The organism is Methylophilus glucosoxydans (genome assembly GCF_042676145.1).
Lineage (GTDB): Bacteria > Pseudomonadota > Gammaproteobacteria > Burkholderiales > Methylophilaceae > Methylophilus > Methylophilus glucosoxydans.
The window spans coordinates 859,046-876,620 of the sequence record NZ_JBHTJW010000002.1 but is presented as its reverse complement, the minus strand read 5'-3'; the positions used below and the strand labels follow the sequence as shown (position 1 = coordinate 876,620).

Genomic DNA, 17,575 nt, shown 5'->3' with positions numbered 1-17,575 from the left:
ACACCCAATCACATGGTTGGGTGATCTCCTAGAATTCAGTTTGTGTAAACTGCTGCCTTAACCAAATCATCGCTTCGTCCTCTTGAGATTTTGTATGCCATGCCATGCCTAGCTCAAAGGGTGGGATAGCAAATGGCAGTTCAATCAAATCCAACGTGTCTTGATACTTTTCGAGTAACTGCTTAGGCAACGTGGCGACGCAATCGCTATTGGTGAGCACCAATGCAATTTGGTTGTAGCTGGGCACAGAAGCCACAATATTTCGGGTTTGTGACTGCTCGGATAACATGTGATCAATTGAGCTGGATAAGTCACCTTTTGCAGATACGATGACATGGGATAACTGGCAATACTCATTGAGCGTTGGTTTTTTTGTGCCTCTCGCATGCCCTTTTTTCTGCGCCATGATAAAGCTGTCTTTCATTAAATACCTGACCTTGAGGCTGTCTGGCATTTTGTTGATATCGCCTATGTATAGATCAATATGGCCTTGCTCTAAGTCTTCTTTCACATTCACGCCAAACACTGACACGAATGAAATTTGCAGCCCTGGATTATTAAAGGAAAGCACTTTTTTTAGGACTGGCAGGCCGAGAATCGTGAACACACTATCGTTGGTGGCGATGGTGAATTTGCGGCGGGAGGTTAGCGGATCAAAGGTGGATTTGAAATTGACGGCAAATTTAAGCTCGTTAATCGATGACCGTAATTTATGCTGAAGGTTTAAAGCCCTTTCAGTCAGCACCATACCACGCCCCACTTCAGCCGGCACAAGCAATGGATCCTCAAACAACACCCGCAGCCTGGCTAATTGCGTAGAGAGCGCTGGTTGGCTGATATTCAGCCTCTGCGCCGCCTTGGTGACGTTTTTTTCCTCAAGAAGAATATCCAGCGAAATCAATAAAGGTAGGTCGGCTCTTTTTATATCCATAATATTTATACATCAAATACAAATATTCAATTTTAAATAATCATTAATTATACGTATTCTGATGGCAATTTAAATGAACCGGAGAATATGGATGAGCAATGTGCAAGGCAGAAAAAGAATGGGATTCAAGAAAACGGTTTTAGCCATTGGCTTATTGTTACAGTGCCTGGCTTATGCCAACACTTCTGTTGCCGGAGCTGAATTACCCACGGCTTCTGTGGCTAAATACCATGCTGAAACTGGTTACTACACCTTCAAATTGGGTACGTATGAAATCACGGTGATTTCGGATGGCACGGTGCCGCAAGACTTACATGTATTGTTAAAAGGCGCGCCCCAGCAAACGGTGGATGGCTTGTTAAACCAAGTGCATTTACATAACCCGGTTGAGGCATCCATCAATGTGTTTTTAATCAACACCGGCAATAAATTAATACTGGTGGATACAGGTGCAGGCGATTTTTTTGGCAAGGGGTTTGGTGGCAAGTTTAGTGAGCGTTTAAACAAGTTGGGCGTTAAGCTTGAAGATATTTCTGACATATTGATTACCCATATCCATACCGATCATACAGGCGGCCTGGTGCATGAGGGCAAAGCGGTTTTCCCCAATGCGAATATTTATGTGGGTAAAGCCGATATAGATTTTTTTCTGGATGCTAAAAATCAAAACGGGGTGAATGGCTATGACAAAGCCTATTTCCAGCAGGCGCAAACTGCGATGCAGCCATATGTAGCTCTGGACCACGTAAAACCGCTTGGAGGCGAACAAAAGATCCTTGCTGATTTTACTGCTTACCCGACACCGGGGCATACGCCTGGGCATTACTACTACCGGTTGGAAAGCCAGGGCCAGTCGATTACATTCATCGGCGATTCGGTGCATGTGGAAGCGGTGCAGTTTCCTCACCCTGACATCACCATTACTTACGATGTTGACCAGCCCCGCGCCGCAAAACAGCGCCAGGCTCAATTCGCGCAGCTAGCTGAAAGTAGCGCCATGATTGCTGCACCACACTTGCCTTATCCTGGGATAGGCTACATCAATACCCAAAAGTCAGGATTTACATTTGTTCGTGCCGAATACCATGATAGACAGGGGCTGTGATTAAACATATTTAGACGGTGAAAGGCCCTCTAAACAGAGGGCCTTTACTTCTGGTCAAACTTAAATCTGCGCCTGACTACCATCCACAAAGAACTCAATGCCATTAATGAAACTGGTATCTGGTGATAATAAAAATGCCACGGCGTTCGTCACTTCATCTGGGTCACCCACTCTGTGCATAGGTACTTGAGCACCTAAATAATCGAGCAGGCCTTGTTTGGGCAGGTCAAATCCTATTTACCATTCCCTTGTATTTTTTTATCAATCACTTGATGAGTTTCTTCATCTTCTAACCATACTGATGATGCGCCTGCACCCAACTCACCTTTTACAATATATTTTTTACCCTTTTCAGGCGTGAATGTGATTTCTCCCTTCACCTGATACACCTTGCCAAATAGCTCCTGAATGGGTGCACCATATTGTGTTTTTGCAGCCAGGCTAAGCTTAACCGGTTTATTAGCGGGCACTTGTCTGTCAATTAAATATGGGTTGAGGCGAAAGCCTTTTCCGCGATTTAATTCAACAGAACGCTGCAAACTGTTTTTGACATATTTCCCATCGATACTTTCAACATAAAAAAGTCAGACTTTTCTGCATCATAGGCTTGATATGAGTCTTTAATCGTGACTTTTGAAAAGTCGGTTTCTAATGGTAGTAACTGACCTGCTGTGATGTGGAGCTTTCCTGCTGGCGCTAATGGCAATACATATTCAGTACCATTCTCAGAGTACACATAGATATTCTCGGAATGTGTTGGTGCCGCGTACACGACCAGATAGGCTGCGTTTGCTTGCAATGGCAGGTCAGCGTAGTAAGTCATGCCCGTAAAGAAATTCGAATCACTTTCAATACGGTAGTTTTCGATCTTCCCTATCTGTTGTTTATCTTTATCCAAAACCAATAAATTTGGTACCAGAATTGAAGCTGACGGCAAATAACTGGCGCTTAGGTAAGTTTTAACTGTGACCAGCCTGGGCTGACCTGTTTCTGTTAATTCAAAAGCAGCATAGTAGCCTTTGCCATGTGGAAACTGGAATGTCGGTGTTTTGCCACCAAACAAAATAGATTGTTCTACACCCGTTTTCAACGGCGTATAGGCCATATCATTAATGCTTGAAGCTTGAGGTGCTTTGGATTGCGATAACTGTTGATGCATTTGATCTACAGACGCACAACTGGTCAGTATAGAGGCTGCCAGTACAACGATAAAATAGTTAAATTGGGAGATGAGGCCAGACATTATTGTTATCCTTATTATTAAATTTGTTATCAAATCACTAAGTGATCTAACGATTTTTATCACCAAAGAATACAACTAGTTTAACGTACAATCAATCGTGCCCTCTCTGTTTGAGGGGCTACTGCTTTGGCTTACCACCTGGTGGTGAACTCTGTTATCGATCTTAAAACCATGATGGAGAACTCTCATGTCTTATAGTAAAACAGGCACCTCCTTCAAACAAAAAACCCGACACTTGGTCGGGTTTTTGTCATTTTAGCCTCAGCTAAAATTATTTGTTCATTACGTACATGGTTACTTCAAAGCCAAAACGCATTTCAGTCGCTGCTGGTTTAGTCCACATGATGTTTCTCCTGAGTTTGTTGGGGGTAATCTGTACAACGTGTGCACAGTATGCGCTGCGTTTTGATGTTTGTTCAGGGCTGTTTTACTTGAACCTGGCTCATGATTTTCACCAGCGCAGGGTAAAATTTCAGGCAGCTAATATTTGAAATTCTGTTGCTTTTACAACAGGTTTTACCTGACGGTTTTCGCGTAACATTTCCACCAGTCCATAACGGGACATGGTTTTTAAAGTGCGCGATAAATTACTTTGTTTTCGGCCCGTAATGATGGCGAGCTCGGTAATGGATGCGGGCTGTGACTCTTGGATGACTCTCAATAATGCACGGTTCTCGTCACTCAATACTTCAGCCAGCGACTTCATGGATGAAAACCAGATTTTGGGTTCATCTGCGGCGGGCTGGTATTCACCACGCGCTATCGCTAGCATGCGCTCACGAAACTGCACTTCAGACATGATACCAATGGTGATGCGATGATTCATTTCAGTTCCTTTAACAGGCGCTCAACTTCTGCAAAAAAATCAGTGAGCAATTGCCCGGCATCTTTGAATGCATAGGGCACACCTTGATCAGTGGCGTGTCTGTGCTGATGGTCATAAGGCAGGCGTTGCCCCGCATATTTAAACTTTTTGGGCGGTTTGACGGCATGACTATTGTCATAACCCATGAGCCGCTTTCCGTGCTTATCATGCAATGTGAGTGAATAGCGGATGCCGTGGGGAATGGCATCAGATACACGCACTTGCCATACTTCAAAGTTGAGCCAGTACCCCCCTTCTAAGACATAGAGGGTGTCATGCATTTCCAGCAATGTATTTAATGTATGATCGTCTTGCATTTATATATCATCAGATGATAAATGTAAAGTTACCCAACTGTCACTCCCTAATGTTTCAGGCAAATCAGCCATACAAAATTAACATAAGTTATCAAACTAGAATACAAAAAAGCCCGACATCGAGTCGGGCTTTTGTCATTTTAGCCTCAGCTAAAATTATTTGTTCATTACGTACATTGTTACTTCAAAGCCAAAACGCATTTCAGTCGCTGCTGGTTTAGTCCACATGGTAGATCTCCTAGATAAAGTTAACAATCAATCAAACGTGTAGCCAGTATGCCTGCCCGCCAGCCTTTTGTTGAGCGCGCTTTTACGCGAATGCAACTCATGATTTTCACCAGCCTGATGTTAACAGAAGCAAATTCTCTGCTGCATCCTTCAAATTATTAATGAAAATCGTTATCATTACTATTAACAGAAGTTGAGCCTAGACTCAACCGCACGCCTCTCTGCCTGGCAGAGCCTTTTATTCTATGGGAGTTTTCATGTATTACCACTCATCGACGTTACGGCCGATTGCGCTGGCTTTGCTTTTGGCCAGTGCAACCCAGGCGACATATGCGCAAGCAGCCGACGCTGCAAAAAATGATACCGAGTCTGACACTTTGCCCGAGGTCACGGTCAAGGAAAAGAAAAGCAGCCTCACGGACTATCAACCGCTGGTGAATAGCACGGCAACCAAGATTGCTGCACCACTGCGAGATATTCCGCAAACGGTGGATGTGGTCCCTGCGCAAATCATTCAGGACCAGGCCGCGCACTCTTTACAGGATGTATTGAAGAACGTGCCTGGCGTCTCGCTGAATCTGGGTGACGGCCAGCGCGACCAGTTTGTGATTCGTGGTTTTGATGCGATGGGTGACATGTATATTGATGGTATGCGTGATGACGCGCTGTATTACCGTGACCTGTCGAATATTGAGCGCGTGGAAGTGCTCAAGGGGCCAGCCGCGGTATTGTATGGACGTGGCTCTTCTGGCGGCTTGATTAACCGGATCACCAAAAAACCTGGCGAGACCATCCGCACCATTAAACTCAACGGCGGCTCTTACAAACAGCGCCGCGGCGAGTTTGATGTCGGCGACAAACTGGGGGATTCAGCGGCCTTCAGGATTAACGGCGCCGTAGAGGATTCCGGCAGCTTTAGAAACCAGGGCTTTCTGGAGCGGCAAAACCTTGCCCCTTCGTTGCACTTGCAACTGGGTGAAGATACCAGCTTGTTGTTGCAGGTAGAAAAACTGCATGACCGCCGAGTGACCGACTTCGGGATCCCGGCTTATCGGGGCAAGCCGCTCAACATTGATCCAGACACCTACTATGGCTCACGCAATGCCCGCGATGATGATTACACCGACTCAGATGTGTTGTCTGGCCGCGCAGTGTTGAAACACCAGATTAACGACCAATGGTCGGTGCGCAATATGGTTGGCGCCTATCATTACGAAATGGATCGCAACAACACACTGGTTTCGGCAGTGAATGATAACTTGCGCACGGCGACCCTGACGCACAACCAGTTATGGCGCCAGGACGATGGCTGGTTCAACCAGTTTGAAGTACTGCAAAAAGCCGAATGGGCTGGCATGCAGCATCAATTACTCTACGGTCTGGAAGTAGGCGAGCAACGCAAAACGATGAAGCGCTGGGCCTGGAGCAACCCGACGGTGACCGTCTCCCTGTTTGATCCGGTATTACCCAGCCTGTCGCAATTCGGTGTGCGCGGCAGCAACCCCAACCTGAGTAACCAGACCATCTTGCAAGTGACTGGCGTCTATGTGCAGGACATGATTACGCTTTCCGAGCACTGGAAAGCCCTGGTCGGCAGCCGGCATGACCGCTTCGCGCAAAAGGTTGAAGACCGCTTGTCTTCTGTGAACCCCGAGCGCACAGATCATACCTGGAGCCCGCGTGCTGGCCTGGTCTACCAACCCACGGATTGGCAGTCTTACTATATTTCATTGAGTCGCTCTTTCCAGCCCTCTGGCGAAACCTTGAGCTTCTCGCAGCAGCAAAGCCAGCTAGCCCCGGAAGAGACAAATAATATTGAAATCGGCAGCAAAACCGATTTTTTCAATGGCAAATTGTCTACCACCGCCGCCCTGTTTCATCTTGAGCGCGAAAACATCAAAGGGACTAATCCAGTCAACAATGCTTTGATAGGCGTGGGGACACAATTAACAGAAGGGCTGGAGTTGACCATGACGGGTGAACTTGCGCCACGCTGGCAAGTGTTTGCTGGCTACGCCTATTTGGATGCGCGCATTACTGACTCAGTAGCGATACAAAACGGCGTGGCCTTGCAAGGCAAACGGGCAGCCCTGACACCGAGAAACAGCGTCAACTTGTGGGTGATGCATCAACTCAATGAAGGCTGGAGTGTGGGCGGCGGCCTGAATTATGTCGGTAATCGCTATGCGTCGAATGACAATCTGGTGGCCCTCGGTAGTTATATGACGGCAGATGCAGCAGCTATTTATCATAGCTCACGTTACGACCTTGCGTTCAATCTGAAAAACCTGACCGATAAGCGTTACTATGCTTCTGGCCACGGTACCAGCAATAACCTCAATGGCCCTGGCGCGCCGCGCCGCGCAGAAGTCACACTGACCATGCATTTCTAATGCCTGTGCCCCAAACAAAAAGCCCGACATCGAGTCGGGCTTTTGTCATTTTAGCCTAGCTAAAATTATTTGTTCATTACGTACATAGTCACTTCAAAGCCAAAACGCATTTCAGTCGCTGCTGGTTTAGTCCACATGGTAGATCTCCTAAAAAGTTAACACTCAAACGTGTGACTAGTATGAGCGCCTGCTTGAAAATTGTTGAGCGCAGTTTTACGCGAATTCGGCTCATGATTTTCATCAGGATTGCGCTCTTAAGCGGTATGCAGTTTAAGTCGACTGGGGTTCTGGCAGCGTGGCCAAATGCAGCGTTTGAGTTGGAAAAGCCACTTCAGCCCCAAGCGCCGAAATGACTTCCCCCACTTTGAGCAACACGTCCTGTTTTACATGGTGATACTCTTCCCAAACCCTGGTGCGGGTAAAAGCATAGATCATGATATCCAATGAAGACTTGTTGAAAGTGACAAAATTCACGATCAGGGTTTGAGACTGATCAATCTCTGGGTGATGTTGCAACATGTCTCGAATTGCACTGACAATCCCAGCCATTTTATCAAGGTCAGCATATCGAATCCCTATGGTTTCACGGATACGGCGGTGACTCATGCGCGATGGGTTCTCAACCGCAATGGTCGTAAATAACATATTGGGGATATAAATCGGGTTTTTATTGAAGCGGCGAATCCGTGTATGTCGCCAGCTGATCATTTCAACGGTGCCTTCAATGTCCTTGTCAGGCGAGCGTATCCAGTCTCCGACACTAAACGGACGGTCAAGATAAATGGTCAATCCGCCAAAAAAGTTCGCCAAAATATCTTTTGCTGCAAAACCAATGGCGATGCCGCCGATACCCCCGGCAGCCAATAATCCAGAAATACTTATCCCTATGGTCTGCAAAAAGGTGATCAGTGTAATCACCACGACCAGCAGATAACCTAGCTTACAAAGTGCATCGATGGTCGTTTGATCAACCTGACTGTCACTGCGCGTGTCGCGGGTCATGAACTGCTGACGAAACTCACTGATCGTACGCCAGAAAAACCAACTCACAACCAGCAAAAAGCCAATATCCCGCACCAGCGAAATCATCTCCAGCCACTCTTCAGGATGATGGGCTTTGGCATATAGCTTAGCCATGTAGGCCAACCCTAATAACCAGATGAGCGCTGGTAACGGGCGGCTCGCACCATAAACAAGTGCATCATCCAGATAACTGCGGCTGTATTCGGCAACGCGTTTCAGTCTATGCAGTAGTAGGCTAGAAACGCCATGAAGCACTGCTGTGATCGCAAATATGACCAGAAGCCGTATGTATAACGGCTCACGTAACATCGAAGCAACCCATACCTCATGCCACCACTGCACTACTCAACCCCCAATACATTAATGCCAATGCATTTTAGAGCAATTTTCATAAATGCCCAATTGATTACTGACTACATAGATTAAATGTCATTGGAGGCGCAAAAGCGGAGACGGCGTCGCTTCTGGCGGTTAATCGTCCCCAGCATCGCAAGCGGCACGCCGTTTTTACCGATGCACAATCATACGCATACTAGGCTAAAAATGCGTCGACAGCCTGGATAAATAATTGCGGCTGTTCTGCATGCACCCAATGATCGGTGGGCAGGCTGACAAAGCGGGCTTGAGTGAAGTGCTGGCTAATTGTATGCATGTCTTGCGCATTGACATAATCACTTCTCTCCCCGCGAATAAACAGACTAGGCATCGTCAGGCCAGTGGCCACTGGCGGCAAAAGTGCTGACTGCAGTTGCCCATAATTGGCTTTGAGGGCCGCGAGATTGAGCCGCCACTGCAATCGATCATCCACCTTATGCAGATTGGTGAGCAAAAACTGGCGCACCATCAGGTTGGGGATAGCGGGAGCGAGCGCTTTATCCACGTCACCGCGGGACGCGCACTGGTGCAAGTCTACCGCCAGCATGGCGTCTATGAGCGGCGTGTGCACGTCGGCATAAGCGCGCATGGCCATATCCACCACCATCAGCTTGCTCACGCGTTGCGGCCATTGCATGGCAAACTGCATGGCCACCTTGCCGCCCAGTGAATGGCCAAGCACATACACTTTTGCCAGGTTCAAATGGTCGCACACCGCCAGCACATCCGCTGCCATTTCGGCATAGGTTTGCGACTCATGGTGAGGTGAGCGGCCATGGTTACGTAAATCGACACTGATCACCGAGCGCTTCTGGGCGAAATACCTGGCAATACCGCCCCAATTGTCGGCGGAGCCAAACAGACCATGGAGCAATAACAAAGGCGTGCCTGAGGGTTCAGTGGACGCGTTCAAGAGTTGATGATGTAGCAACGGAAAAGTGGTGGTCATGGTAAAAAAGATTTCAACGGTGAGTGAAGCGCTAAAGCGCTATCTTATCGTACTTACAAACTTCGTCAGTCAACTCCTACGGCAGGATCAGAATCCGGTGTATGGCTGGCCCTGCGCGTTTTTTGAATAATGAGAACTCGATGATTTTGAAAGGACTGCACATGAAAACGACATTGAAATCCATTTTGCTGGTAAGTGCTTTATTGTTGCCGATGGCAAGTTTTGCCGCGGATGGCGACTCCATTGGTACCAAGGTAGAAGACACCGTGATCACGGCCAAAGTAAAGGCGGCCTTGGCCAAGGACAAAGCCGTGAGTGCCACCGATATCAAAGTTGAAACCGACAGCAATGGTCTGGTGCAATTATCTGGCGTGGCTAAAACTAAGGCCGAAGCAGATAAAGCAGTGCAATTGGCTAAAAATGTCAAAGGTGTGACTGCTGTGAAAGACGATATTGTGGTCGCACAATAAGTCCCCACGCTACGATCTTCTCTCCGTTGCCCCTGTGCCAGCCATGGCCAGGGGCATTTTTTTATGCCGCGTAACCCATGGATGAAGATAGGTTCGGGGCCGCACGGGTCTGTTGCTACCGCCACTCAGTATGCAGCAAGGGGCTTAAGCTCGTGATCGTTACTTGACGTCGGTGCCACCCTGTTTCGGATCCTGCTGAAAGCGTTTGCTTTTTTCCATATTGCCAGGCTTGGAAGACTGAGCATTTTGCGGCTGGCTGGCGGTGTCTTTGGTGTTGGGCGGCAGATTATTATTATCTTGCTGCGGCTCCAGATAGTTACCGTTTTTGGTGGTATCCGGCACCTGGTTTTTTTGTTTTTGCGCCGGAGGCACGGCATCGGGAGAGACATGATCCGCAGCCAGGCTGGGCACACTGCTAGCCACCAACAGGGCTGCGATCAGAAAAGAAAGGGGGTTGTTCATAGGGGCATCCTTATCAAAGAAGAAGAAAACCTGTCTGGTCAGACAGGCATGCTTCTATGCTAAGGATGCACGGGCAGGCTGTATGTCAGCCTAGCGACCTCAAATTTGTAGGATTATCACGAAGCGGCGTCTTCATTGCCGGTCAGTTGGCCGTGGCTACGGATCCAGGCAATGACTTTGAGTAACTCATCCGGGGTGATGCCGTTATTCGGGTCTGAAGGGTCCATCAAGCCTTTGCCTTTGGCCCCCATGCCGCCATTGGTGCCATGCCACACGGTTTCAAACATGCCTTTATTGGTGGCGTCTTTGGCGTAGTTATAGTTGGGGCCGGTGAGCGCAGGGCCCACTTGCCCACCAGCTTCCGGGCCATGGCATTGGGTGCAAGAATATAGTTGGAAGATTTTTTTACCTGCTGCAATCGCATCTTCTTTACCGACATAAGGGTTTTTACCCGTGACTAAAAATTCTTTGGCGGCTGGTGTATCAAACAATTCAGGCTTGATTTCCAATGGCGAGCCATCCTGGGTGGTGACAAACTTGATCGTTTCAGTGCTGGCAGCCGCCTCGGTTTTAGCAGAAGACTCGCCGGAAGCCGTGGTTTGCTTGTCACAGGCAGCCAGGCCGGTGACTAACACCAGCAAGGCCAGACTTGTTTTAGCACGCAATGTTGCATTCGGGCTTGCTTGAGGCAAGGTAGCCATTGGACGATTTTCCAGGCCAGTTTTTAATCTCATGATGGTCTCCTCAATGGTAAGGGTGATTGGAAAAATGAATGTGTAAACGATTATGGAGAAAAGCGAAACCAGTGCCCATGTCACAACGGCGCAATTTATTGTAGGAGTTGTCGGACAGGGAAACGGGCAACATTCATGGGTGTCACGGTCTTGAGACAAGCATGACGGGACGAGGCATTCCGCCCGCAAAAGACACCCCGCCTACACTGTCAGACAGGTCTGACATGACAATCAGTCATGTGCCTATATTGGCTGCTTGGGCGCTTTTCTTACACTTCAGGCCTGAAGACACATTCAAACCACCTGCTTTTTTACTGCGGCGGCGACGCGAAAGTTCATCGACATCTTCATTTGACGCAACGCAGCAGTCAAAGCGGGGCTTTATTTTTTGACGGAAACACGGACAACTGTGAGGAGTCACCCATGTACAACCGCCCTATTAATGTGCTGCCTCTGGAAGCACGCCCACTGGATGCCCTGACGCTGGAGCAGTTCTGGCATTGGCATCAGGCCAAACAACAAGAAGAACAACAGGCCTTGACCCAGGCCCAATTACTGCTGAATCAGCTATTTGAAGACTATACAAATGCGTTTGCCCTGCGTTTATGGAATGACCAGTTGATTTATGTGGGCGAGCAATCACCGGTATTTACGCTGTCACTGTCTGCAGAACTGGTACGTAATCCTCACTTGTTGACCACACCCGTCCCCTGGATGACTGCGTATATAGACGGTCACATCCAGGACGTGGGCGACTTTCATGCCGCACTGCAATGCCTGGAATACTTCCAGTCTCTGCCTATCCCCTTGGCCACCACACTTGCACGTGCATTACGTGCGCTGGCACCATTACCACCTCGCCACGGCGCTGTACCAAAGTCTGGTCTGTTGCCACTCAACTACGATGTGCCGGCTGAGTTTTATCGCCATTGGCTGGATGAACGTATGCTGCATTCCTGCGCCTATTTTTGTGGCCAAACGCGTGAGCTCGGGCAGGCGCAACAAAACCAGCTGGAACTGATTTGCCTCAAGCTGCGTTTGCAACACGGTGACCATTTGCTCGACCTTAGTGGCGGCTGGGGCGGACTGGCCTGCTGGGCCGCCAAGCATTACGGGGTCTTTGTGCATGCTTATATCCAGAACCCTGCCCAATATGCCTATGCCAGCCAGCTGATCCAAAGCGAACAGCTCACCCATCTGGTGACACTGATCCCTGGCGACTATCGCGCTGTGGCGGCACAAGGCCAGTACGACAAAGCCGTGTGTATCGGGGTCGCCGAACACGTAGGTGAACCGCATTTGCCGGCGTTCTTGAATACAGTCCATGCCGCGCTGACACCAGGCGGCTTGTTTTTGAGCCATGGCATGACCAACGAGCGCGCAGCCTGGCAGCCTGAGGACCCAGCCCATACGCTGGTGAATCAGCAGTTGTTCCCGCAAGGCAAGCTGGCCACCTTTCCACAGCTGCTGCAGTGTATGGATGCCGCCCAGTTTGAGGTGTTTAACATTGAGGGGCTGCGCCAGCATTTTGTTCAGACCCTGCGCCACTGGCTGAGTGGACTGACGTCGCAACACCAGGACATCACCCGCACCCTGGGCGAACGCAGTTACCGTGCCTGGCGACTGTATCTGACCGCCAGCCTGATCCAGTTTGAACAGGGACTCACCGGCATTCACCAGATTGTGGCGACCCGGCGCTAGCTGCCATCTGGCAGGCCATGCCATGAAAACCAGTCTGGCAAAGACCAGAAACAGATGATAGAGAGGAGTACACGATGCATACCGCCACAGACCGTCCGCCCCGTTTTCAACTGTCCCTGATCAGCGGTTGCCTGCTGGGACTGAGTGCCTGTTCGCCACCGGCCCAACTCCCTGAGTCGGCCAGCTATGGGCCAGCACCAGACCTGTCCTCCTATCATGCCAGCTGGCTTCCCACCGTCCATGTGGCAAAAGCGGTTGGCTGGCCGCAAGGTGAAAAACCAGCCTCTGCGCCAGGCACCCATGTGGTCGCGTTTGCCAGCGACCTGCATCACCCGCGCTGGCTGTATGAGTTGCCTAATGGCGATATTCTGGTGGCAGAAACCAATCACCCACCTAACAAAGAAGGGTTCAGCCTCAAAAGCTGGATTGCCAGCCTGTTTATGAAAGACGGCGGCGCAGGGGCTGAGAGCATGAACCGCATCATGCTGCTGCGTGACAATGACGGCGATGGCGTGGCAGAAGAACGACATGTCTTTATCAAAGACCTGCATTCGCCGTTTGGCATGGCCCTGATTGGGGACACCTTTTATGTGGCCAACGCCGATGCCTTGATCAAATTCCCTTATCAGCCAGGCCAGACTGAAATTACCGCCGCCCCCACCAAAGTCACCGACCTGCCCGCAGAACGCAATCATCATTGGACCAAAAATATTTTACCCACCCCCGATGGCAGCAAACTGTATGTCACGGTCGGCTCCAACAGCAATGTCGGTGAAAACGGCATGGATGAAGAAAAAGAGCGGGCGGCTATTTGGGAGGTCGATGCAGTCTCTGGCCAGCATCACATCTATGCTTCCGGCTTGCGCAATCCGAATGGCATGGTCTGGGAACCGCATACTGGCGACTTATGGGTCGTGGTCAATGAGCGAGACGAACTCGGCAGTGACCTGGTGCCGGATTACATGACCTCGGTCAAACAGAATGGCTTTTATGGCTGGCCCTACAGCTACTACGGCCAACATGTAGATGAGCGGGCACAACCGCCCCGCCCTGAGCTGGTTGCCACAGCGATCCCTCCTGATTATGCACTGGGCACACACACGGCTTCACTGGGCCTATTCCCGGCCAAAGGCAATCAGCTGCCCGAGCAATTTCAAAACGGCATGTTTGTCGGCCAGCATGGCTCCTGGAACCGTCAGCCTTACAACGGCTATAAAGTCATTTTTGTGCCGTTTGAAGCAGGCAAGCCCGCAGGGCAACCCATTGACGTACTGACCGAGTTTTTGAATGCAGACGGGCAGGCACGTGGGCGTCCCGTCGGTGTGATTGTTGATAAAAAAGGGCAGTTGCTGGTGGCAGATGATGTCGGCAATGTGATCTGGAATGTCAAAGGCAGCCATAAAACTGCCCGACATACCGACTCGAACGCCTCTGAGAATAGGGAAGCAACCAGCGGTGTGCATGCGACCGTAGCCGCACACGATTAAAAATTAAAAACATTAAAAAAAATAGCTGGAAGGCGTTTTAAGCCCCGGTATTCGCGTGCCGGTTTTGATCACAGAAACGAGACGAGACCGCCATGAAAAAATTATTACTGCTTTATGGTCATGCCCTGAGCCACCACGCATTACACACCCTGTTACAAAATGACCTGCGCCTGCAGCTGCTTTACGAAGTGCCAACGGTGCGCGAAGCGATTCGCCTGATCCATCAGCAACCGCTGGATGCGGTTATTCTGGACATTTCGGCCCCCAACCAAAATGGTCTTGAAATTTTGTGTGATCTCAAACATGCCGCACCAGGGCTGCCGATTCTGGTGATCAATGGCAGTGAGCGGCCTGACCGCATGATTCATTTTATCCGTTTGGGCTGTCAGGGCTATCTGCCTTACACCACGCAAAGTTCGCAGGTGATTCCAGCCATCCGCAGCATTGCGCGCGGAAAATCCTGCCTGATGCCGCGCCACCACCAACTGTTGACGGAGTCACAACCCATGCGGCATGAGCAGTTATCGTTGCGGGAGTTACAGGTCTTGTTCAAACTGATCAAAGGCCAACCGGTCAATGCCGTGGCAGACGAGCTTGCCATCGCGCCGGGCTCTGTCAGTGTCTTCCGCGCCAAAATCTTGCGCAAAATGGGGGTGACCAATAATGCGGCGTTGATCCGCTATGCGCTGACGCATGGCCTGATCCCGGCCCCGACCACGTTGAGCCGCCAAACCTGTCGGCACCCTGACCAAGGGAGGAAAATGATAGCCGCTGCCGACCGCTTGTCTACAGTTTTTTGACGGAAAATTGCAGTTGTTCAATGGTTTCCCACGAAATCAACGAGCCGATCAGAATCACGCCAAAACCCAGCCCGGCGGTGCAGACGATGGCCAAGGTGAGCGAGAACATTGCCCCGCGTTCACGGATGCCAAACACATAGCGCACACCGCGGTACACCAGCGCAATGGCAATCAGTGCCGCCACCCCATGCACCAGCACATTAACGCTCAGGCTGGGGACCAGGTAAAACAACGAAGTGAGCCACAGCGGTATTGTCGCCAGCGTGATTAACAACAGCGCATCCCGGAAGCCCGGCTTCACACCCATCATCTGCGCCAGATGCTGTGTAATCCATGCCATCACCAGCACCAGCACCAATTGCAGAAACAACAACTCGATGCTCACCATCAGCAAGCGGTTACCTGGTAATTGGTCAAAAAACAATTTGGGCACCTGATGATCCAGCCGCAAGTACATCGTGATACAAGGGATCAAGGACAGTGGCAATATATAAAATATCAGCAACTGCGTGACACCGGGTTTGGGCATCGCGAGCACCTTGGGCTGCTCACTACGCGGTGTCACATAGTCGAATAAACGGATGGGATTCATCATCATCTCCTGTAAAGAACGATGCGCCATTATGCAAGCAGGACAGCCGCATCCATACCCGCAACAGGCTGATCTGACTGTCAGAATTTACGTTGGCCGACGGAAACATAAGCAGCCCCTTGGCGTGGCCAGGTGGGAGAAAGGGGCCTATCTGCCCAGATAAGCGGGCCTATAGATAGCCATTCTTACACCAGCTTGCGCATTCATCCGATGGGGGGCCAGGCTGTGCTGTCGCATACTCAGATCTTCTCACCATCAACAACCGCTTTTGGAGACTGAGACATGACAGACAGAGACGATTTCATTGCTACCCTGAACGATTTGATTGAGGTATCCCGCGATGGCGAAGAAGGGTTTCGCGCATCGGCTGAGAATGTAGATCATCCCCAACTCAAGGCTTTTTTCATGCGGCGCTCGCAAGAGGTGGCGGCCAGCGTACAAGAGTTGCAAGGGCTGGTGCGCTCGCAGGGGGGCGAACCCGCCGCCTCAACCAGCTTGGGCGGCGCGCTGCACAGACACTGGATAGATCTTAAAACAGCCCTCACCAGCAACAATACGCTGTCGGTGCTTAATGAAACCGAACGTGGCGAGGATGTGGCGCTGAAGGCTTACCAAGAAGCCGCTGAAATGGATTTGCCAACCCATATCCGTACTGTGGTTGTTCGTCAGCTCGAAGGCGCAAAACGCAATCATGACGAGGTGAAGAAATTGCGGGATGCCGCGCAGGCAGAGGCCGATGCGCATTCTTAAACCAGGCCAGAAAGTCACACCCTGCACTGGCGCACCCTGATAGCGAAGACCTGCTTACCGCAGGTCTTTGTTTTGGCTGTGTGCGCGGCTTAGAAGCGGATGTTTAGCGATGTTTCACGTCCAACACATTGAGCTCACGGGCAAGTCCAGGCAAGCGCCGTCCACGTGTGCACATCGCCTAAGCCTTGATGCAGGGCAAACTCAGGATGATGCCTCAGTGGCCCAGTCTGTGGTCACCTGCGCCAGCGTCCGGTTAATTTTCACGATACCGCCCTCAGTCGAAATCACCCAGCTCACCGGGATAAAGTGATGCACGCCAGACGTGTCTTGTTTAAGTTTGATCAGGTCGTCGCTGACCATATGATCAACCACAGCGACATGCTCGGACTGGGCGGTGGTGACGGGCATATCGGGTTTAATTTCACGGGCATCTATCATGTCTGTCTCCTCTCAACGGTGATGGTTCATGCAGTGACCTTAAGCGGAGAGTGTGGCTGGCGAGGGTTCCCCTCACTATCGCGGCAAGACTGAGTTTGCTGTAAGAATTGTGAGCCCCGATAACGCTGGTCAGCGGGCATGGGCCAGGGGACATCACAGCGAAAGTCACAGGTAAAATCGCACGAGCGTCTGACCGGGCAGCGCGATACTTTGCTGATATTCTTACTGACACGTTCTATGTGTCTCAACCGCATGCAGACGGCCTGTGGTCTGTGGCATGTTAATCAAGGAGTGAGTATGGCCATTTTTTATATCAGCGCCTGGCAAGGCGCACCCGATGCCAGTGAGCGCGTCTGGGAAACCAATGTATTGGCGCTGAGTGTAGAAGAAGCCTACCGTCTTGGCCGTAGCCGCCTGGCAGCAGAACAGCCTGACTGGGACTTGACGAAACTGACCCTTCTGGCTGAAGGCGATAGCGTCACAAAATCTATAGAGATTTAACCGCCGCGATAACGGTGGTATTGCGCGTTGCTTTTTAGCCTGACCACAACAAAACGTCGGCCCAAAACAAAACACCCGGTTAACACCGGGTGTTTTGCAATAAAACCTTGGTCAGAATTATTTGTTCATCACATACATGGTGACTTCAAAGCCAAAACGCATTTCAGTCGCTGCTGGTTTAGTCCACATAATAAATCTCCTTGGATGATTA

The 17,575-nt window shown here is 50.2% G+C and carries 24 protein-coding genes; 8 read left to right on the top strand and 16 right to left on the bottom strand.

Features of this window, described 5'->3' with window-relative positions; genetic code table 11:
• Positions 1–28: 28 nt before the first annotated feature.
• Positions 29–931: a LysR family transcriptional regulator gene (locus ACFQ1T_RS06775; protein WP_379075115.1), complete on the bottom strand. Its 903-nt coding sequence runs from the start codon at positions 929–931 to the stop codon at positions 29–31.
• Positions 932–1,022: 91 nt separating this feature from the next.
• On the opposite strand from ACFQ1T_RS06775, the gene ACFQ1T_RS06770 reads away from it, so the two are divergent.
• Positions 1,023–2,036 carry an MBL fold metallo-hydrolase gene (locus ACFQ1T_RS06770; RefSeq protein WP_379075113.1) on the top strand — a complete coding sequence of 338 codons (1,014 nt, stop codon included), beginning with the start codon at positions 1,023–1,025 and terminating at the stop codon, positions 2,034–2,036.
• Positions 2,037–2,096: 60 nt separating this feature from the next.
• Here ACFQ1T_RS06770 and ACFQ1T_RS06765 read toward each other — a convergent pair whose 3' ends face one another.
• From ACFQ1T_RS06765 to pqqA (ACFQ1T_RS06735), 7 genes are all read right to left on the bottom strand, one after another.
• Positions 2,097–2,246, bottom strand: a complete 150-nt coding sequence (locus ACFQ1T_RS06765) for an SDR family oxidoreductase (RefSeq protein WP_379076877.1) — start codon at positions 2,244–2,246, stop codon at positions 2,097–2,099.
• A 23-nt stretch (positions 2,247–2,269) separates the two neighbouring features.
• The gene (locus ACFQ1T_RS06760) at positions 2,270–2,575 is read right to left on the bottom strand and encodes a hypothetical protein (RefSeq protein WP_379075111.1); all 306 of its coding nucleotides are present in this window, start codon (positions 2,573–2,575) and stop codon (positions 2,270–2,272) included.
• Entirely contained in the window at positions 2,554–3,279 is a 726-nt protein-coding gene (locus ACFQ1T_RS06755; protein WP_379075109.1) for a hypothetical protein, read from the bottom strand. Before ACFQ1T_RS06755 ends, ACFQ1T_RS06760 begins: the two co-directional genes overlap by 22 nt.
• Positions 3,280–3,550: 271 nt before the next feature.
• Positions 3,551–3,622 carry a pyrroloquinoline quinone precursor peptide PqqA gene (pqqA, locus tag ACFQ1T_RS06750; RefSeq protein ID WP_081624291.1) on the bottom strand — a complete coding sequence of 24 codons (72 nt, stop codon included), beginning with the start codon at positions 3,620–3,622 and terminating at the stop codon, positions 3,551–3,553.
• Positions 3,623–3,751: 129 nt separating this feature from the next.
• Positions 3,752–4,105 carry an HVO_A0114 family putative DNA-binding protein gene (locus ACFQ1T_RS06745; protein ID WP_379075107.1) on the bottom strand — a complete coding sequence of 118 codons (354 nt, stop codon included), beginning with the start codon at positions 4,103–4,105 and terminating at the stop codon, positions 3,752–3,754.
• Positions 4,102–4,461, bottom strand: a complete 360-nt coding sequence (locus tag ACFQ1T_RS06740) for a toxin-antitoxin system TumE family protein (RefSeq protein WP_379075104.1) — start codon at positions 4,459–4,461, stop codon at positions 4,102–4,104. Before ACFQ1T_RS06740 ends, ACFQ1T_RS06745 begins: the two co-directional genes overlap by 4 nt.
• 156 nt (positions 4,462–4,617) lie before the next feature.
• Complete coding sequence (gene pqqA, locus ACFQ1T_RS06735; protein WP_081624291.1) at positions 4,618–4,689, bottom strand: pyrroloquinoline quinone precursor peptide PqqA; 72 nt, start codon at positions 4,687–4,689, stop codon at positions 4,618–4,620.
• A gap of 257 nt (positions 4,690–4,946) precedes the next feature.
• Between pqqA (ACFQ1T_RS06735) and ACFQ1T_RS06730 the strand changes: the two genes are divergently transcribed.
• Positions 4,947–7,082: a TonB-dependent receptor gene (locus ACFQ1T_RS06730; protein WP_379075101.1), complete on the top strand. Its 2,136-nt coding sequence runs from the start codon at positions 4,947–4,949 to the stop codon at positions 7,080–7,082.
• 65 nt (positions 7,083–7,147) lie between these two features.
• On the opposite strand, the gene pqqA (ACFQ1T_RS06725) is transcribed toward ACFQ1T_RS06730, so the two are convergent.
• The 3 genes from pqqA (ACFQ1T_RS06725) to ACFQ1T_RS06715 all read right to left on the bottom strand — a co-directional run bounded on the left by pqqA (ACFQ1T_RS06725) (position 7,148) and on the right by ACFQ1T_RS06715 (position 9,429).
• Positions 7,148–7,219: a pyrroloquinoline quinone precursor peptide PqqA gene (gene pqqA / locus ACFQ1T_RS06725; RefSeq protein WP_081624291.1), complete on the bottom strand. Its 72-nt coding sequence runs from the start codon at positions 7,217–7,219 to the stop codon at positions 7,148–7,150.
• 133 nt (positions 7,220–7,352) lie between these two features.
• A complete protein-coding gene (locus ACFQ1T_RS06720) occupies positions 7,353–8,219 on the bottom strand; it encodes a mechanosensitive ion channel family protein (protein ID WP_379075098.1) in 867 nt (288 codons plus the stop codon).
• 418 nt (positions 8,220–8,637) lie between these two features.
• Entirely contained in the window at positions 8,638–9,429 is a 792-nt protein-coding gene (locus ACFQ1T_RS06715) for an alpha/beta fold hydrolase (protein WP_379075095.1), read from the bottom strand.
• 161 nt (positions 9,430–9,590) lie between these two features.
• On the opposite strand from ACFQ1T_RS06715, the gene ACFQ1T_RS06710 reads away from it, so the two are divergent.
• Positions 9,591–9,899, top strand: a complete 309-nt coding sequence (locus tag ACFQ1T_RS06710; protein WP_194748498.1) for a BON domain-containing protein — start codon at positions 9,591–9,593, stop codon at positions 9,897–9,899.
• 159 nt (positions 9,900–10,058) lie between these two features.
• On the opposite strand, the gene ACFQ1T_RS06705 is transcribed toward ACFQ1T_RS06710, so the two are convergent.
• Positions 10,059–10,361: a hypothetical protein gene (locus ACFQ1T_RS06705; RefSeq protein ID WP_313986739.1), complete on the bottom strand. Its 303-nt coding sequence runs from the start codon at positions 10,359–10,361 to the stop codon at positions 10,059–10,061.
• Between the two features lie 116 nt (positions 10,362–10,477).
• Positions 10,478–11,062 (bottom strand): c-type cytochrome, encoded by a 585-nt coding sequence (locus ACFQ1T_RS06700; RefSeq protein ID WP_379076874.1) that lies wholly within the window; start codon positions 11,060–11,062, stop codon positions 10,478–10,480.
• Between the two features lie 456 nt (positions 11,063–11,518).
• Here ACFQ1T_RS06700 and ACFQ1T_RS06695 point away from each other — a divergent pair, with 456 nt between their 5' ends.
• From ACFQ1T_RS06695 to ACFQ1T_RS06685, 3 genes are all read left to right on the top strand, one after another.
• Positions 11,519–12,796: a class I SAM-dependent methyltransferase gene (locus ACFQ1T_RS06695; RefSeq protein ID WP_379075090.1), complete on the top strand. Its 1,278-nt coding sequence runs from the start codon at positions 11,519–11,521 to the stop codon at positions 12,794–12,796.
• Between the two features lie 74 nt (positions 12,797–12,870).
• The gene (locus ACFQ1T_RS06690; protein ID WP_194748501.1) at positions 12,871–14,283 is read left to right on the top strand and encodes a PQQ-dependent sugar dehydrogenase; all 1,413 of its coding nucleotides are present in this window, start codon (positions 12,871–12,873) and stop codon (positions 14,281–14,283) included.
• A gap of 92 nt (positions 14,284–14,375) precedes the next feature.
• The gene (locus ACFQ1T_RS06685; protein ID WP_379075086.1) at positions 14,376–15,083 is read left to right on the top strand and encodes a LuxR C-terminal-related transcriptional regulator; all 708 of its coding nucleotides are present in this window, start codon (positions 14,376–14,378) and stop codon (positions 15,081–15,083) included.
• On the opposite strand, the gene ACFQ1T_RS06680 is transcribed toward ACFQ1T_RS06685, so the two are convergent.
• Positions 15,070–15,675, bottom strand: a complete 606-nt coding sequence (locus tag ACFQ1T_RS06680; protein WP_379075083.1) for a Yip1 family protein — start codon at positions 15,673–15,675, stop codon at positions 15,070–15,072. The genes ACFQ1T_RS06685 and ACFQ1T_RS06680 overlap by 14 nt on opposite strands.
• Before the next feature lie 282 nt (positions 15,676–15,957).
• Here ACFQ1T_RS06680 and ACFQ1T_RS06675 point away from each other — a divergent pair, with 282 nt between their 5' ends.
• Entirely contained in the window at positions 15,958–16,425 is a 468-nt protein-coding gene (locus tag ACFQ1T_RS06675) for a PA2169 family four-helix-bundle protein (protein ID WP_194748504.1), read from the top strand.
• Between the two features lie 201 nt (positions 16,426–16,626).
• On the opposite strand, the gene ACFQ1T_RS06670 is transcribed toward ACFQ1T_RS06675, so the two are convergent.
• Positions 16,627–16,863, bottom strand: a complete 237-nt coding sequence (locus tag ACFQ1T_RS06670) for a DUF2171 domain-containing protein (protein WP_194748505.1) — start codon at positions 16,861–16,863, stop codon at positions 16,627–16,629.
• Between the two features lie 297 nt (positions 16,864–17,160).
• Between ACFQ1T_RS06670 and ACFQ1T_RS06665 the strand changes: the two genes are divergently transcribed.
• Entirely contained in the window at positions 17,161–17,364 is a 204-nt protein-coding gene (locus ACFQ1T_RS06665) for a hypothetical protein (protein WP_194748506.1), read from the top strand.
• Between the two features lie 117 nt (positions 17,365–17,481).
• On the opposite strand, the gene pqqA (ACFQ1T_RS06660) is transcribed toward ACFQ1T_RS06665, so the two are convergent.
• A complete protein-coding gene (gene pqqA, locus ACFQ1T_RS06660; RefSeq protein WP_081624291.1) occupies positions 17,482–17,553 on the bottom strand; it encodes a pyrroloquinoline quinone precursor peptide PqqA in 72 nt (23 codons plus the stop codon).
• Positions 17,554–17,575: the final 22 nt, after the last annotated feature.

Excerpts from the sequence above, each read along its gene's own strand:
- ACFQ1T_RS06715 (WP_379075095.1), bottom strand. The coding sequence starts at position 9,429 with ATGACCACCACTTTTCCGTTGCTACATCATCAACTCTTGAACGCGTCC.
- ACFQ1T_RS06745 (WP_379075107.1), bottom strand. The coding sequence starts at position 4,105 with ATGAATCATCGCATCACCATTGGTATCATGTCTGAAGTGCAGTTTCGT.
- ACFQ1T_RS06680 (WP_379075083.1), bottom strand. The coding sequence starts at position 15,675 with ATGAATCCCATCCGTTTATTCGACTATGTGACACCGCGTAGTGAGCAG.
- ACFQ1T_RS06690 (WP_194748501.1), top strand. The coding sequence starts at position 12,871 with ATGCATACCGCCACAGACCGTCCGCCCCGTTTTCAACTGTCCCTGATC.
- ACFQ1T_RS06720 (WP_379075098.1), bottom strand. The coding sequence starts at position 8,219 with ATGGCTAAGCTATATGCCAAAGCCCATCATCCTGAAGAGTGGCTGGAG.
- ACFQ1T_RS06685 (WP_379075086.1), top strand. The coding sequence starts at position 14,376 with ATGAAAAAATTATTACTGCTTTATGGTCATGCCCTGAGCCACCACGCA.
- ACFQ1T_RS06705 (WP_313986739.1), bottom strand. The coding sequence starts at position 10,361 with ATGAACAACCCCCTTTCTTTTCTGATCGCAGCCCTGTTGGTGGCTAGC.
- ACFQ1T_RS06695 (WP_379075090.1), top strand. The coding sequence starts at position 11,519 with ATGTACAACCGCCCTATTAATGTGCTGCCTCTGGAAGCACGCCCACTG.
- ACFQ1T_RS06755 (WP_379075109.1), bottom strand. The coding sequence starts at position 3,279 with ATGTCTGGCCTCATCTCCCAATTTAACTATTTTATCGTTGTACTGGCA.
- ACFQ1T_RS06775 (WP_379075115.1), bottom strand. The coding sequence starts at position 931 with ATGGATATAAAAAGAGCCGACCTACCTTTATTGATTTCGCTGGATATT.
- ACFQ1T_RS06675 (WP_194748504.1), top strand. The coding sequence starts at position 15,958 with ATGACAGACAGAGACGATTTCATTGCTACCCTGAACGATTTGATTGAG.
- ACFQ1T_RS06770 (WP_379075113.1), top strand. The coding sequence starts at position 1,023 with ATGAGCAATGTGCAAGGCAGAAAAAGAATGGGATTCAAGAAAACGGTT.
- ACFQ1T_RS06730 (WP_379075101.1), top strand. The coding sequence starts at position 4,947 with ATGTATTACCACTCATCGACGTTACGGCCGATTGCGCTGGCTTTGCTT.
- ACFQ1T_RS06700 (WP_379076874.1), bottom strand. The coding sequence starts at position 11,062 with ATGGCTACCTTGCCTCAAGCAAGCCCGAATGCAACATTGCGTGCTAAA.
- ACFQ1T_RS06665 (WP_194748506.1), top strand. The coding sequence starts at position 17,161 with ATGGCCATTTTTTATATCAGCGCCTGGCAAGGCGCACCCGATGCCAGT.
- ACFQ1T_RS06740 (WP_379075104.1), bottom strand. The coding sequence starts at position 4,461 with ATGCAAGACGATCATACATTAAATACATTGCTGGAAATGCATGACACC.
- ACFQ1T_RS06710 (WP_194748498.1), top strand. The coding sequence starts at position 9,591 with ATGAAAACGACATTGAAATCCATTTTGCTGGTAAGTGCTTTATTGTTG.
- ACFQ1T_RS06670 (WP_194748505.1), bottom strand. The coding sequence starts at position 16,863 with ATGATAGATGCCCGTGAAATTAAACCCGATATGCCCGTCACCACCGCC.